Origin of the sequence: Saccharothrix sp. ST-888, from assembly GCF_000955975.1 — a bacterium.
Lineage (GTDB): Bacteria > Actinomycetota > Actinomycetes > Streptomycetales > Streptomycetaceae > Kitasatospora.
This window is the reverse complement of record NZ_JYJF01000067.1, coordinates 1-14,693: the sequence shown is the minus strand read 5'-3', so window position 1 is coordinate 14,693 and position 14,693 is coordinate 1. Positions and strand designations below refer to the sequence as shown.

General features: G+C 69.1%; 9 protein-coding genes. All 9 read right to left on the bottom strand.

The window, feature by feature from the left end:
- Positions 1–46 precede the first annotated feature (46 nt).
- Entirely contained in the window at positions 47–1,291 is a 1,245-nt protein-coding gene (locus UK12_RS43415; protein ID WP_052682036.1) for a sensor histidine kinase, read from the bottom strand.
- A 106-nt stretch (positions 1,292–1,397) separates the two neighbouring features.
- Positions 1,398–2,078, bottom strand: a complete 681-nt coding sequence (locus UK12_RS20795) for a DUF4097 family beta strand repeat-containing protein (RefSeq protein WP_197085037.1) — start codon at positions 2,076–2,078, stop codon at positions 1,398–1,400.
- Between the two features lie 177 nt (positions 2,079–2,255).
- Complete coding sequence (locus UK12_RS20790) at positions 2,256–3,017, bottom strand: SIR2 family NAD-dependent protein deacylase (protein ID WP_045304574.1); 762 nt, start codon at positions 3,015–3,017, stop codon at positions 2,256–2,258.
- 178 nt (positions 3,018–3,195) lie between these two features.
- On the bottom strand, positions 3,196–4,644 hold the full coding sequence (locus UK12_RS20785) for a WGR domain-containing protein (protein ID WP_045304573.1): 1,449 nt from the start codon (positions 4,642–4,644) through the stop codon (positions 3,196–3,198).
- Positions 4,645–4,785: 141 nt separating this feature from the next.
- On the bottom strand, positions 4,786–8,676 hold the full coding sequence (locus UK12_RS20780; RefSeq protein WP_045304572.1) for a DNA-directed RNA polymerase subunit beta': 3,891 nt from the start codon (positions 8,674–8,676) through the stop codon (positions 4,786–4,788).
- Between the two features lie 99 nt (positions 8,677–8,775).
- Entirely contained in the window at positions 8,776–12,252 is a 3,477-nt protein-coding gene (rpoB, locus tag UK12_RS20775; protein WP_045304571.1) for a DNA-directed RNA polymerase subunit beta, read from the bottom strand.
- A gap of 737 nt (positions 12,253–12,989) precedes the next feature.
- Positions 12,990–13,370 (bottom strand): 50S ribosomal protein L7/L12, encoded by a 381-nt coding sequence (gene rplL, locus UK12_RS20770; RefSeq protein ID WP_045304570.1) that lies wholly within the window; start codon positions 13,368–13,370, stop codon positions 12,990–12,992.
- An 88-nt stretch (positions 13,371–13,458) separates the two neighbouring features.
- Positions 13,459–14,022 (bottom strand): 50S ribosomal protein L10, encoded by a 564-nt coding sequence (rplJ, locus tag UK12_RS20765; RefSeq protein ID WP_045304569.1) that lies wholly within the window; start codon positions 14,020–14,022, stop codon positions 13,459–13,461.
- Positions 14,023–14,366: 344 nt separating this feature from the next.
- A partial coding sequence (locus UK12_RS20760; protein ID WP_045304568.1) for a hypothetical protein occupies positions 14,367–14,693 on the bottom strand: 327 nt, incomplete at its 5' end.

The window sequence follows — 14,693 nt, the reverse complement described above, 5'->3', positions numbered from 1 at the left end:
CACAGCTCCCCTCGCCCGACCGGCCGTACCGTACGCCGGCCGCCGCTCACAGTACGGCCGCGTCCAGCGGCAGCTGCGCGGTGACCAGGAAGCCCCGGCCCTGTGGCCCCGGCCCTGCGCTCGCCTTTCCTCCGCAGGCCGCCGCGCGCTCGCGGATACCGACCAGCCCGCGCCCGCCCGACCAGCCGGCCGCCGCCCTGCCGCCGGCCGGCGTGTTCTTCCCGCCCTCGGCGCCCCCGGTGCGCCCGGCGTCCTTCGTCCCGGTGCCGTTGTCGGAGACCAGGATCTCCAGCGTCTGCCCGACCCGGGCGATCCGGACCGCCGCGCTGTCCGCCCCGGAGTGCTTGACGACATTGGTCAGTGCCTCCTGGACGATCCGGTAGGCCGCCGCCTCGACGTCCGCCGGCATCGTGCGCGCGGGCTCGGCCAGCTCCAGCTCCACCCGGATGCCCGCCTGCCGCACCCGCCCGATCACGGCCGGCAGTTCGGCCAGCCCGGGCTGCGGGGCGAGTTCGGGGCTCGCGCCCTCCTCCTTGAGGACCCCGAGGACCCGGCGCAGCTGCACCATCGCGTCGCGGCCGGAGTCGGCGATGGTGTCGAAGGCCCGGATCGCCCGGTCCGGGTCCTTGTGCACCACCAGCGGACCGGCCTCCGCCTGAATGACCATCAGCGAGACCGCGTGCGCCAGGATGTCGTGCATCTCACGGGCGATCCGGCTGCGCTCCTCGGCCACCGCGCGGGCCGCCTCACTCGCGGCCCTCAGGCCCAGCTGGTGGGCCCGTTCGGCCTCCGTCCGGGCGAGCCGGCGCCAGTCGTGCACCAGTGCGCCGAAGGTGAAGCTGCCGACCGACATGATCAGGCTGAACAGCATGCCGTTCGGCGAGTGGGTGCCGAGGATGTTGGCGACCACGGTGATCACCAGCAGCGGCCAGCGCTGCCAGTCCCGGCCGCGATCGGCCAGGGTGTACATCGTGACCACCCCGGCGATCGAGACCTGCGGCTGCGCCGAGTGCGCGGCATAGGACAGCGCCAGCGCCGGCAGCCCGCCGAGCAGGAACACGCTGCACGGGAACCTCCGCCGCCAGGGCAGCGGAAACGCGGTGGAGACGGCCAGCAGGTAGACCCACCAGGGCCAGCCCCGGTTGTCGAAGAACACCGCCCAGGCCGAGATCAGGGCCGAGAACACCGTCAGCCCGAGGTCCGTCACCCGCGGATCGATGCCGCCGAACCGCCCCTCCCACCGCTGCCCCAGCGCGATGATCCGCGCCTGCGCACGCGATATCCGCTCCACGTCCGTTCCTCCCCCGCCGTACTCCGGGGGATGATCCTGCCGTAACGCCGGGCCGGGCGCGCGACCGAGGGGTGCCGGAGGCCGGCCGCCCGCCCCGGCGGGGTGCTCAGACACCGGTGACCGTCACATCACCGGTGTCGGTCGTCGCGGTGATGCGGCGCTTGGCGTCCGACTGCTGACTCACCGTCACGGAGGACTTCCCGGTGTCGGTCTTCGCGGCGACGGCGTACGGGTCCCTGCCGGGCACCTTCACGGTGATGCTGCCGGTGCTCGTGGTCGCCGCGAGCGTCTCGGGCTGAGCGGTGAAGACGGCCGAGACGTCACCGGTGCTGGTGCTCAGGCTGACCTCGGCACCGCTCATCCGCCTGGCCTCGATGCTGCCCGTGCCGCTCTTCGCCTCGACCCGGCCGCTGAGCCCGGACAGGTGGACGTCACCGGTGCCGTCCTTCACCCGCACCTCCGTACCCGCCGGGACCGCCACCTCGTACCCGACGCCGCAGTCGCCGTCCGGGCAGGTGTAGCCGAGGGTGAGCGTGCCGCCGGCGGTGCTGTGCGTGGTCGCGGGCGGGGTGGAGCGGTACGTCTGGCGCTCCGTCACCTGGACCCCGGTGCCGCCGCCGATCACCCGGATGTCTCCGGTGCCGCCCTCGATCACCAAGGTCCGCACGGTCTCGGAGACGCCGTAGCCCACGGTCCTGGTCCGGTCGTCCTGGAGCGCGAAGCAGGAGGACATCCCGCCCACGACGGCAGCGGTGATGGCGGCGTAGGTCAGTACGCGAAAAGTCATCCGGTTCATGGCAGTTCTCCCGTTCGGCCGGCCGGACCGGCCTCTGCGACCCGACACCGAAAGACTGCCCGACCACCCCCTCGTCCCGGATCCCCCGGCCGAGCGGTCCACCGGTCTCCCTCGTGCGGGGGAGTACCTCCCTCCCCCGCACGAGCCGCCGCGCTCACCCCGCCGTACTCACCCCGCTGCGGTCTCCCCCACCGGCTGCCCCGCGACGATCCGCCGCACCAGTGCGGGCAGCGCGACCGAGATCGGCTCCCGGATCACCTCGTGCGCCACCGGGTCGTACGGCGTGGGCTCTCCGTTCACGATCACCAGCCGGGCACCGGCATCCAACGCCAGCTGCGCCAGCCCGGCCGCCGGGTACACCTGCAGCAGCGTCCCGACCGCCACGAACAGGTCGCACGCCTTGGCGATCGACTCGGCCCGGTCCAGCACCACCGGGTCCAGTGCCTCACCGAACATCACCGTGCACGGCTTGAGCACACCCCCGCACGCCGCACACGCCGGATCCGGCTCCCCCGCCTCCACCCGCTCCAGGGCCTGAGCCATCGGACTGCGCTCCCGGCAGCGGACGCACTGCACCCGCTGCGCCGTCCCGTGCAGTTCCAGCACCTTCCGCTCCGGCAGCCCCGAACGCTGGTGCAGCCCGTCCACGTTCTGCGTCAGCACCCGCAGCGGCAGCCCGCTGCGCTCCAGCTCCGCCAGTGCCAGATGCCCCGGGTTCGGCTCCGCCGCCACCGCGCCGACGTCCCGCCGCAGCAGCCAGGAGCGGCGCCGCACCTCGGGATCGGCCAGGTACGGCCCGATCGTCACCAACTCCTGCGCCTTCGGGTCCCGTTGCCACAGCCCCTTGGGCCCCCGGTAGTCCGGAATCCCCGAATCGGTGGAGATCCCCGCCCCCGTCAACACCGCGATCAGCGGCCGCTTGCCAGTCATGCCCGGACCGTACGGGCCGCCTTCCCCCTGGCGCCACCGAAAAACCGGGGTCCTCCCCCACCGGAGCCCGGCGCAGACCGGTACTCCCACCCCCACCTCACCCCCGGGACCCCACCCTCCCGTTCACCGCCCGCGGCCCCCTCCTCCGCGTCCGGTGATCCCCCCGGGGGCATCCGGATCACAGCAGGCGCTTGATCTCACCCCGCGCCCGGTAGAACCCGCCCGCCCCCGACTCCAGCACCTCGGCCACCAGATACCGCGCGCCCGGCACCCGGACGTCCTTCGGGAACTGCACCCGCCAGGACGGGTCGTAGCCGGCCGACACCACCCTCACCCGCGTCCGGCCGCCCTCCTGCACACACTCGACCTCGACGCCCGCACCGGCCAGGGCCGCCTCCACCGTCTCCAGCCGGGCCCCCGGCGCCACCGCCTCCCAGCCGAACGCGTCCACCTCGGCCGTCCGGGGCAGTGTCCCGTCCTCCGCCGCGCGCACCGCCTGCTCGCTCGCGTCCAGGCAGGCCAGCGAACCGTCCGTGGTCACCAGGTACAGCCGTCCGTCGCGGTACTGCATGCTGTAGGCCGAACCGCAGCCCGTACCCAGCTTCCACAGCCGCGTCCCGTCCGCCGCGAAGCAGTAGACCGAGGAGTGGTTGTCCCCGGCGAAGACGTAGCGGCCGTCGGGGGACGCGGCGCAGGAGAACACCGCCGCATCGCAGCGGTAGCGGGCGACCTCCCCGCCGTCCGCCTTGCGCAGCCGGTGCACCCAGCCGCGCGACGTCCCCGCGAAGACCTCCTCCCGTTCCTGCCAGCCGAACAGCACCTCGCCCTCCGTCCGGGTGTGCCACACCGGCTCGCCGCCGCGCGCCGCGTACCGGGACACCCCGCGGGTGTGCCCGTGGTAGACCCCCTCCCGGTCGCAGCGCACCATCCAGCCCTCGCGGCCCTCGGCCTTGCGCCGCCACTGGAACTCGTCCTCGTGGTCGACGGTGGTGAGCCCGCCGCGCTCGTCGGCCACCCCCAGCACCCCGTCGTGGATGTCCAGCCAGTAGATGTCCACGTCCTCGGCGATCTCGTACGCCACCCGGGGCACCTTCCCGCCCAGGTCGTAGACCTTGCCGTTGTCGCAGCCCGCGTAGATCCACCGGTCGTCGGCGACGATGCACTTCACGCCGTCCGGCAGGCCGTACCGGCCGGTGACCACCCCGTCGTGCGTCAGCGTGTAGACGTCCCCCGCCTCGTTCCCCACCCAGGCCTGCTCCTCCCCCACGAACACCCCGAACGCCGCCGCCCCCGACCGGAACCGCCACACCAGCGGCGCCTGACGCGCCGTCGACCCGCTGCTGGCCATCGCCCGGCGCGTCACCGCCCGCCGCTGCCGCACCCCCCGGACCGCCGGCGCGTACCCCTTCCTGACCTTCTCCCCCACCTTCCTGGAGGCCGCCGCGACGGCCTTCTCCGCCGTCGGGTACGAAGTGGTCTTCGCCTGCCCGCCCTCCCCGATCCGCCCGTACGTCACGGTCACCTCGGCTCCGGCCAGCCGCACCTCGTAGAACTTGTGCGCGCCGCCGCCCTCCTCGGACAGCTCCAGATAGGTGACCTGCTCGGCCGGAACGGCAGCAGTGGACATCGGACGACCCCTCTCGGCCAGCCAGGAGGACTGATGGGACCAACCTAGGCGGCAGCGCTGACATCCCCTCAGGCCGGACGAAACGCCGCAGGGCGGCCACCCCGAGTGGGGTGGCCGCCCTGCGGCGTTGCGCGCTGACTGTCAGCCCGTGTACGGGCCGTAGTCGTAGTCGTCCAGCGGGACCGCCTGGCCGGAGCCGGCGCCGAAGGGCGACATGTCGTAGTCGTCGTAGCCGACGGCCGAGTACATGGCGGCCTTGGCCTCCTCGGTCGGCTCCACCCGGATGTTGCGGTAGCGGGGCAGACCCGTACCGGCCGGGATGAGCTTACCGAGGATGACGTTCTCCTTGAGGCCCAGCAGCGGGTCCGACTTGGCGTGGATCGCCGCGTCGGTGAGGACCCGGGTCGTCTCCTGGAAGGAGGCGGCCGACAGCCAGGACTCGGTGGCCAGCGAGGCCTTGGTGATACCCATCAGCTGCGGACGGCCGGAGGCGGGGTGACCGCCCTCGGAGACCACGCGACGGTTCTCCTGCTCGAAGCGGCCGCGCTCGACGAGCTCGCCCGGGAGCAGCTCGGCGTCGCCCGACTCGATGATCGTCACGCGGCGGAGCATCTGCCGGATGATGATCTCGATGTGCTTGTCGTGGATCGACACACCCTGCGAGTTGTAGACCTTCTGGACCTCGGCCACCAGGTGAACCTGGACGGCACGCTGGCCCATGATGCGCAGGACGTCGTGCGGGTTGGTGGCACCGACGGTCAGCTTCTGGCCGACCTCGACCGCCTCACCCTCGCTCACCAGGAGCTTGACACGCTTGGAGACCGGGTAGGCGATCTCGTCGGTGCCGTCGTCCGGGGTGATGACGATCTTGCGGGTCTTCTCGGTGTCCTCGATGCGGGCGCGGCCCTGCGCCTCCGAGATCGGGGCCACACCCTTGGGGGTACGGGCCTCGAAGAGCTCGACGACACGCGGCAGACCCTGGGTGATGTCGTCACCGGCCACACCACCGGTGTGGAAGGTACGCATGGTCAGCTGGGTACCGGGCTCACCGATGGACTGGGCGGCGATGATGCCGACCGCCTCACCGATGTCGACCAGCTTGCCGGTGGCCAGCGAGCGGCCGTAGCAGTGGGCACAGGTACCCACGGCCGACTCACAGGTCAGGATCGAGCGGACCTTGACGTCGCCGACACCGTGGCGGATCAGCTCGTCGATCAGGACGTCACCGAGGTCGGTGTTGGCGGTGGCAAGGAGCTTGCCGTCCACCGTGATGTCCTCGGCGAGCATCCGGGCGTAGACGCTGGTCTCGACGTCGTCGGCCTTGCGCAGCACGCCGTCCACGACGGAACCGATCGACAGCTTCAGGCCGCGCTCGGTGCCGCAGTCCTCCTCGCGAATGATGACGTCCTGGGAGACGTCGACCAGACGACGGGTGAGGTAACCGGAGTCGGCGGTACGCAGAGCGGTGTCCGCGAGACCCTTACGGGCACCGTGGGTGGAGATGAAGTACTCCAGCACGGAGAGACCCTCACGGAACGACGCCTTGATGGGTCGCGGGATGGTCTCGTTCTTCGCGTTGGACACCAGACCACGCATACCGGCGATCTGACGCATCTGCATCATGTTTCCACGAGCACCCGAGTCGACCATCATGAAGATGGGGTTCGTCTTCGGGAAGTTCGCGTTCATGGCCTCGGCGACCTCGTTGGTCGCCCGGGTCCAGATGCCGATGAGCTCGCTCTTGCGCTCCTCGTTGGTGATCAGACCGCGCTCGTACTGCCGCTGGACCTTCTCCGCCTGCGCCTCGTAGCCCTCGAGGATCTGGGGCTTGCTCGGCGGGACGACGACGTCCGAGATCGAGACGGTGACACCGGAACGGGTCGACCAGTGGAAACCGGCCGCCTTCAGGTTGTCCAGCGTCGCGGCGACGACGACCTTGGGGTAGCGCTCGGCCAGGTCGTTGACGATGGCCGACAGCTGCTTCTTGCCGACCTCGTAGTCGACGAAGGGGTAGTCCTCGGGCAGCAGCTCGTTGAAGAGCGCACGGCCCAGGGTCGTGGTGAGCCGGAACGACTCGCCCTCGAACCAGCTGGACTGGCCCTCCTCGTCGACCGGGGCGGCCCAGCCGCGCGGCGGCACGGTGCCGACCGGCAGACGCAGGTCGATCGGGGCCTGGACGTCCAGGTCGCGGGCGTCGAAGGCCATGATCGCCTCGGCGGTCGACGAGAAGGAGCGGCCGGCGCCCTTCACGTTCTCGCGGTCCGAGGTGAGGAAGAACAGGCCCAGCACCATGTCCTGGGTCGGCATGGTGACGGGGCGACCGTCGGCCGGCTTCAGGATGTTGTTCGAGGACAGCATCAGGATGCGGGCCTCGGCCTGCGCCTCTGCCGACAGCGGCAGGTGGACGGCCATCTGGTCACCGTCGAAGTCCGCGTTGAACGCGGTGCAGACGAGCGGGTGGATCTGGATGGCCTTGCCCTCGACCAGCTGCGGCTCGAAGGCCTGGATGCCGAGGCGGTGCAGGGTGGGCGCACGGTTCAGCAGAACCGGGTGCTCGGCGATGACCTCTTCGAGGACGTCCCACACGACCGGGCGGGCGCGCTCGACCATGCGCTTGGCCGACTTGATGTTCTGCGCGTGGTTCAGGTCCACCAGGCGCTTCATCACGAACGGCTTGAAGAGCTCCAGCGCCATGGCCTTGGGCAGACCGCACTGGTGCAGCTTCAGCTGCGGGCCGACGACGATGACCGAACGGGCCGAGTAGTCGACTCGCTTGCCGAGCAGGTTCTGACGGAAACGACCCTGCTTGCCCTTGAGCATGTCGGACAGCGACTTCAGCGGACGGTTGCCGGGGCCCGTGACCGGGCGACCACGACGGCCGTTGTCGAAGAGCGCGTCGACGGCCTCCTGGAGCATGCGCTTCTCGTTGTTCACGATGATCTCGGGGGCACCGAGGTCGAGCAGGCGCTTCAGGCGGTTGTTGCGGTTGATCACGCGGCGGTACAGGTCGTTCAGGTCGGAGGTCGCGAAGCGGCCGCCGTCCAGCTGCACCATCGGACGCAGGTCCGGCGGGATGACCGGGACGCAGTCCAGCACCATGCCGTTGGGCTTGTTGCTGGTCTGCAGGAAGGCGGAGACGACCTTGAGGCGCTTGAGCGCACGGGTCTTCTTCTGGCCCTTGCCGGTGCGGATGATCTCGCGGAGGCGCTCGGCCTCCTCCGCCAGGTCGAAGGTCTCCAGGCGGTCCTTGAGGGCCGCGGCGCCCATCGAGCCGGAGAAGTAGGTGCCGAAGCGGTCGCGCAGCTCGCGGTAGAGCAGCTCGTCGCCCTCCAGGTCCTGGACCTTGAGGTTCTTGAAGCGGGCCCAGACCTCGTCGAGGCGGTCGATCTCGCGCTGCGCACGATCGCGCAGCTGCTTCATCTCGCGCTCGGCGCCCTCGCGCACCTTGCGGCGGACGTCGGCCTTGGCGCCCTCGGCCTCCAGCTCGGCGAGGTCGGACTCGGCCTTCTTCGCGCGGTTCTCCAGGTCGGAGTCGCGACGGTTCTCGATCTGCTGGCGCTCGACCGAGACGTGCGCCTCCAGGGACGGGAGGTCGCGCTGGCGACGCTCGTCGTCCACCCAGGTGATCATGTAGGCGGCGAAGTAGATGACCTTCTCGAGGTCCTTCGGCGCCAGGTCCAGCAGGTAGCCCAGACGGGACGGGACACCCTTGAAGTACCAGATGTGGGTGACCGGGGCGGCCAGCTCGATGTGGCCCATCCGCTCACGGCGCACCTTGGCGCGGGTGACCTCGACGCCGCAGCGCTCGCAGATGATGCCCTTGAAGCGGACGCGCTTGTACTTACCGCAGTAGCACTCCCAGTCCCGGGTGGGGCCGAAGATCTTCTCGCAGAAGAGCCCGTCCTTTTCCGGCTTCAGGGTGCGGTAGTTGATGGTCTCCGGCTTCTTGACCTCGCCGTGCGACCACTGGCGGATGTCGTCGGCCGTGGCCAGGCCAATACGGAGCTCGTCGAAGAAGTTGACGTCAAGCACTGGTCGTCAAGCCCTCTTTCGTAAGTCGAGGTTTATCTATGGTCTGAGGGGGCCTGGGGGCGGGCCGGCCTGGGTTCCTCCAGGCCGGCCCAACCTCCGTCAGACCTCTTCGACGCTGCTCGGCTCGCGCCGGGACAGGTCGATGCCGAGCTCCTCGGCAGCGCGGAACACGTCTTCGTCGGAGTCCCGCATCTCGATGGACTGGCCGTCCGAGGACAGCACCTCCACATTGAGGCAGAGCGACTGCATTTCCTTGATGAGGACCTTGAAGGACTCGGGAATGCCGGGCTCGGGGATGTTCTCGCCCTTGACGATGGCCTCGTAGACCTTGACTCGGCCGAGGACGTCGTCGGACTTGATGGTGAGCAGCTCCTGCAGTGCGTACGCAGCGCCGTACGCCTCCAGGGCCCACACCTCCATCTCACCGAAGCGCTGACCACCGAACTGCGCCTTACCACCGAGCGGCTGCTGGGTGATCATGGAGTACGGGCCGGTCGAACGGGCGTGCAGCTTGTCGTCGACCAGGTGGTGCAGCTTGAGGATGTACATGTAGCCGACCGAGATCGGCATCGGGAACGGCTCGCCGGAGCGGCCGTCGAACAGCCGGGCCTTACCGGTGGAGTTCACCAGGCGCTCACCGTCACGGGTGAGGGTGGTGTTGTCCAGCAGGCCGGTGATCTCGTCCTCGCGGGCGCCGTCGAAGACCGGGGTGGCGAGGTTGGTGCCACCCACGACCGTGTCGGCGCCGATCGCCTGCAGGCGCTTGGCCCACTCGTCGGCGAGACCGGAGACGTCCCAGCCCTGCTTGGCGAGCCACCCGAGGTGGATCTCCAGGACCTGTCCCGGGTTCATTCGGGACGGGACACCCAGCGGGTTGAGGATGATGTCGACCGGGGTGCCGTCCTCGAGGAACGGCATGTCCTCGACCGGGAGGATCTTGGAGATGACACCCTTGTTGCCGTGGCGGCCGGCGAGCTTGTCACCGTTGGTGATCTTGCGCTTCTGGGCCACGTAGACGCGGACCAGCTGGTTCACGCCCGGGGGCAGCTCGTCGCCCTCTTCGCGGTCGAAGACGCGGACGCCGATGACCTTGCCGGACTCACCGTGCGGCACCTTCAGCGAGGTGTCGCGGACCTCACGGGCCTTCTCACCGAAGATCGCGCGGAGCAGGCGCTCCTCGGGGGTCAGCTCGGTCTCACCCTTCGGGGTGACCTTGCCGACCAGGATGTCGCCGGTGACGACATCCGCACCGATCCGGATGATGCCGCGCTCGTCGAGGTCGGCGAGGACCTCCTCGGAGACGTTCGGGATGTCCCGGGTGATCTCCTCGGGGCCCAGCTTGGTGTCACGGGCGTCGACCTCGTGCTCCTCGATGTGGATCGAGGAGAGGACGTCGTCCTGCACGAGGCGCTGCGACAGGATGATCGCGTCCTCGTAGTTGTGGCCCTCCCACGACATGAACGCCACGAGGAGGTTCTTGCCGAGCGCCATCTCGCCCTCGTCCGTGCAGGGGCCGTCGGCCAGAACCTGGCCGGCCTCCACGCGGGAGCCCTCGTCCACGAGCACCTTCTGGTTGAAGGAGGTGCCCTGGTTGGAGCGGGTGAACTTGGCGGCGCGGTACGTGGTGTAGGTGCCGTCGTCGTTGGCCACCGTCACGTAGTCGGCGGAGACCTCCTGGACCACACCCGGCTTCTCGGCCGTGATCACGTCGGCGGCGTCGACCGCACAGCGGTACTCCATGCCGGTACCGACCAGCGGAGCCTCGCTCTTCAGCAGCGGCACCGCCTGGCGCATCATGTTCGAGCCCATGAGCGCGCGGTTGGCGTCGTCGTGCTCGAGGAACGGGATCATGGCGGTCGCGACCGACACCATCTGGCGCGGCGAGACGTCCATGTAGTCGATCTCGGTGCCGGGGATGTAGTCGATCTCGCCACCACGGCGGCGGACCAGGACACGCGGCTCGGCGAAGGTCAGCTCCGCGGTCAGCGGGGCGTTGGCCTGCGCGATGACGTAGCGGTCCTCCTCGTCGGCGGTGAGGTAGTCGACCTGCTCGGTGACCACACCGTCGATGACCTTGCGGTACGGAGTCTCGATGAAGCCGAAGGCGTTGACCCGGCCGTACGAGGCCAGCGACCCGATCAGACCGATGTTCGGGCCTTCCGGGGTCTCGATCGGACACATGCGGCCGTAGTGCGAGGGGTGCACGTCACGGACCTCGAAGCCGGCGCGCTCACGGGAGAGACCACCGGGACCGAGGGCGGACAGACGACGCTTGTGGGTCAGGCCCGACAGCGGGTTCGTCTGGTCCATGAACTGCGACAGCTGGCTGGTGCCGAAGAACTCCTTGATGGAGGCGACGACCGGCCGGATGTTGATCAGGGTCTGCGGCGTGATCGCCTCGACGTCCTGGGTGGTCATGCGCTCGCGCACGACGCGCTCCATACGGGCGAGACCCGTACGGACCTGGTTCTGGATCAGCTCGCCGACGTTGCGCAGGCGACGGTTGCCGAAGTGGTCGATGTCGTCGACCTCGACCACGATGTCGCGGCCCTCGCCGTCGCTCCACTCGGTCTCACCCGCGTGCAGCTTCACCAGGTACTTGATCGCACCGATGATGTCGGGCTCGGTGAGCACGCCGGAGTCCAGGGACTCGGCGTTGCCCAGCTTCCGGTTGACCTTGTAGCGGCCGACCTTGGCGAGGTCGTAGCGCTTCGGGTTGAAGTAGAGGTTCTCGAGCAGCGTCTGCGCGGCCTCACGCGTGGGCGGCTCGCCCGGGCGCAGCTTGCGGTAGATGTCGAGGAGTGCGTCGTCCTGGCCCTGGGTGTGGTCCTTCTCCAGGGTGGCGCGCATCGACTCGTACTCGCCGAACTCCTCGAGAATCATCTCGTTGGTCCAGCCGAGGGCCTTGAGCAGTACGGTGACCGACTGCTTGCGCTTGCGGTCGATGCGGACACCGACCATGTCGCGCTTGTCGATCTCCATCTCCAGCCAGGCACCACGCGAGGGGATGACCTTGCAGGAGTAGATGTCCTTGTCGGACACCTTGTCCAGGGTGGAGTCGAAGTACACGCCGGGGGAACGGACCAGCTGCGACACGACGACGCGCTCGGTGCCGTTGATCACGAACGTGCCCTTGTGGGTCATGAGCGGGAAGTCGCCCATGAAGACCGTCTGAGACTTGATCTCACCGGTCTCGTTGTTGGTGAACTCGGCCGTGACGAAGAGCGGAGCCGCGAACGTGAAGTCGCGGTCCTTGCACTCGTCAATGGAGTTCTTCGGCGGCTCGAAACGGTGGTCGCGGAAAGTCAGCGACATCGACCCACTGAAGTCCTCGATCGGCGAGATCTCTTCGAAGATCTCCTCCAGACCGGACTTGGTGGGGACGTCCTGTCCACTCTCCAGGGCCGCCTCGACCCGAGACTTCCAGGCCGCGTTGCCGAGCAGCCAGTCAAAGCTCTCGGTCTGCAGGGCCAGGAGGTTCGGGACCTCAAGGGGCTCCTTGATCTTCGCGAACGAAACGCGAAGCGGGGCGGTGGATGCGGCGGAATTGTTCGAGGCGTTGCGCGAGGCGGCCAAGAGGGGGGTCCTTCCGAGGGCTCGGAGCTCACTACGCGCGTACCAGCCGGGCCTGCAAAGGCTTGGAGCCACCTCCGTCGCCGTGGGTCTCAGCCGGGAAGGAAATCCCAGGTCAGAGCCGCTTTGCGGAGGCGGTGCCAGACCCCTTCAGGGCAACGCAGACTCCGGGCGACGAGTCACGGAGCAGCTAACAGGCAGCGCAAAGGGACAGTGTAGCCAAAAGGCACACTGCTGACAAGCCCTGATTCGGAGACCGAATCGGACGCTCCCTCCGGTAGCCACCCAACCGGCCCGGCCCCACCGGGGAACCGTGCCGCAGGGCGGCGCCTGCCTCGCACAACCTTGGCCCGGACTACGCCGGGCCACCGCACCTCACATGCAGTCACTTCCCGTCGGGGCCACTGAATATGCATCCAGGGCCGCTCCGACTTGGAGCGTGCACTCCACGCTGGGCGCGAGCCTTGAGAATCGCGCGCCCGGTGCCGTTCGTCAAGGCCCGCGCCAGAGCGTGGACCTCGGCCTGCTCATCGTCCGGCACCCCTCGGGCGTTACAGAACCCGTGGTGGGGCCGTCCGTGACGACAGCGATCACCATACCGGTCCCCGCCGACAGTGGCCGAGTGCACAGCCGACCGGGCCCGACCCCGTCAGAACCGACGCGGGTACGAAACAGGCCGGGCCGACCACCCGGAAGGGTGATCGGCCCGGCCTGCGCGCCCCCTCAGAGGGGGCGAGGAGTCACTTGACGGTGACCTTGGCGCCAGCGCCCTCGAGCTGGGCCTTGGCCTTCTCGGCAGCGTCCTTGGCAACCTTCTCCAGGAGGGTGGCCGGGGTGCCGTCAACGAGGTCCTTGGCCTCCTTCAGGCCGAGGGAGGTCAGGGCGCGCACCTCCTTGATGACCTGGATCTTCTTGTCACCAGCGGACTCGAGGATGACGTCGAACTCGTCCTGCTCCTCGACGGCCTCAACGGCGCCCGGGGCAGCGGCGGCGGCCATGGCGACCGGGGCGGCAGCGGTGACGTCGAACTTCTCCTCGAAGGCCTTCACGAAGGCGGCGAGCTCAATGAGGGTGAGCTCCTCGAACTGCGCGAGCAGCTCGTCCTGGGTCAGCTTCGCCATGATGGCGTCCTTCCACTAAATCGGCAGGTGGTGCCGTATGTACGGGTTGGGCGGGCACGGGCCCGCAGCGAGGCGTGAGCCTGCCGAATTACTCGGCGGCCTCGTCCTCGGCGGCGGGAGCCGGCGTACCGGCACCGCCCTGCTCGACCTTGTCGCGCAGCGCGTCCACAGTGCGGACGAGCTTCGACGGCAGGGCCTGGAAGAGCGCGGCAGCCTGGGACTGCTTGGCCTTCAGGGCACCCGCCAGCTTGGCGAGCAGCACCTCGCGGGACTCGAGGTCCGCGAGCTTCTTGATGTCATCGGCGGACAGCGCCTTGCCGTCAAGGACACCGCCCTTGATGATCAGAGCGGGGTTCTCCTTGGCGAAGTCACGCAGAGCCTTCGCCGACTCCACCGGGTCACCGGTGACGAAGGCGACAGCCGTCGGACCCGCGAACAGGTCGTCCAGCTCGGAGATCCCGGCCTCATTGGCCGCGATCTTGGTCAGCGTGTTCTTCACCACGGCGTACTGGGCGTTGTCACCCAGCGAGCGACGCAGATTCTTCATCTGCTTCACCGTCAGACCGCGGTACTCGGTCAGCACGGCCGCGTTCGAAGCACGGAACATGTCCGTGACCTCGGCGACGGCAGCAGCCTTGTCGGGCCTTGCCATAGGCTTACGCCTCCTTCCGTGATGTCGAAGTCGGGCCGACCGCGAAGTCGACCATTCAACGCCTCGGACCGGCAGGCGAGAAGGAAGCCCTGCAGAAACAGTGAGAGCCCCAGTGCGCAGTCGCACGGGGCTCAGTGAAGACCTCGACGGTCGCACGGCGAACCGTACGGACCGGAAGTCCAAGCTCCAGAAACTCCTGCGCGGGCCGTCTGCGACGAGTCGCAGATCCTTCGGCTGCCCGGCCTCCTTGCGGAAGTTGGGCAACAGCCAGCGGTCTTTGGCAGAAACCACCGTACCTGACCAGCGGGAAAACCACCAAATCCGCCCGATCCCGCCATGACCGACTATGGATTCAGCGGCGGCAGACCCTTCGTACCTGCGTCCACGGTGTCGTCGTCGGCCGGGGCCTGCACCGAGAGCGGGCCGCCGAACTCGCTGTACTGGACGGTGTCGTTCGCCGCGCCCGAGGGTCCGGGGCCGGAGCGGTGCACCTCGGTCAGCTGGTCCTTGTCGTTCAGCAGCAGGTCGAGCACCACCGGTCCTGGCCCCAGCGCCGCCCTGAGCGCCGTCCGCCGGGCCGTGCTCAGCTGCGTCTGCGCGGCGGCGTACGCCTCGGCAGAGAGGGTCACCCGGTAGCGCTGAAACGTTCCGTCGGTGCCCTTCTGCTCCCC

Coding starts and splice junctions, on each gene's coding strand:
- UK12_RS20790 (WP_045304574.1), bottom strand. CDS start 3,017: ATGACTGGCAAGCGGCCGCTGATCGCGGTGTTGACGGGGGCGGGGATC.
- UK12_RS20795 (WP_197085037.1), bottom strand. CDS start 2,078: ATGACTTTTCGCGTACTGACCTACGCCGCCATCACCGCTGCCGTCGTG.
- UK12_RS20785 (WP_045304573.1), bottom strand. CDS start 4,644: ATGTCCACTGCTGCCGTTCCGGCCGAGCAGGTCACCTATCTGGAGCTG.
- rplJ (WP_045304569.1), bottom strand. CDS start 14,022: ATGGCAAGGCCCGACAAGGCTGCTGCCGTCGCCGAGGTCACGGACATG.
- rplL (WP_045304570.1), bottom strand. CDS start 13,370: ATGGCGAAGCTGACCCAGGACGAGCTGCTCGCGCAGTTCGAGGAGCTC.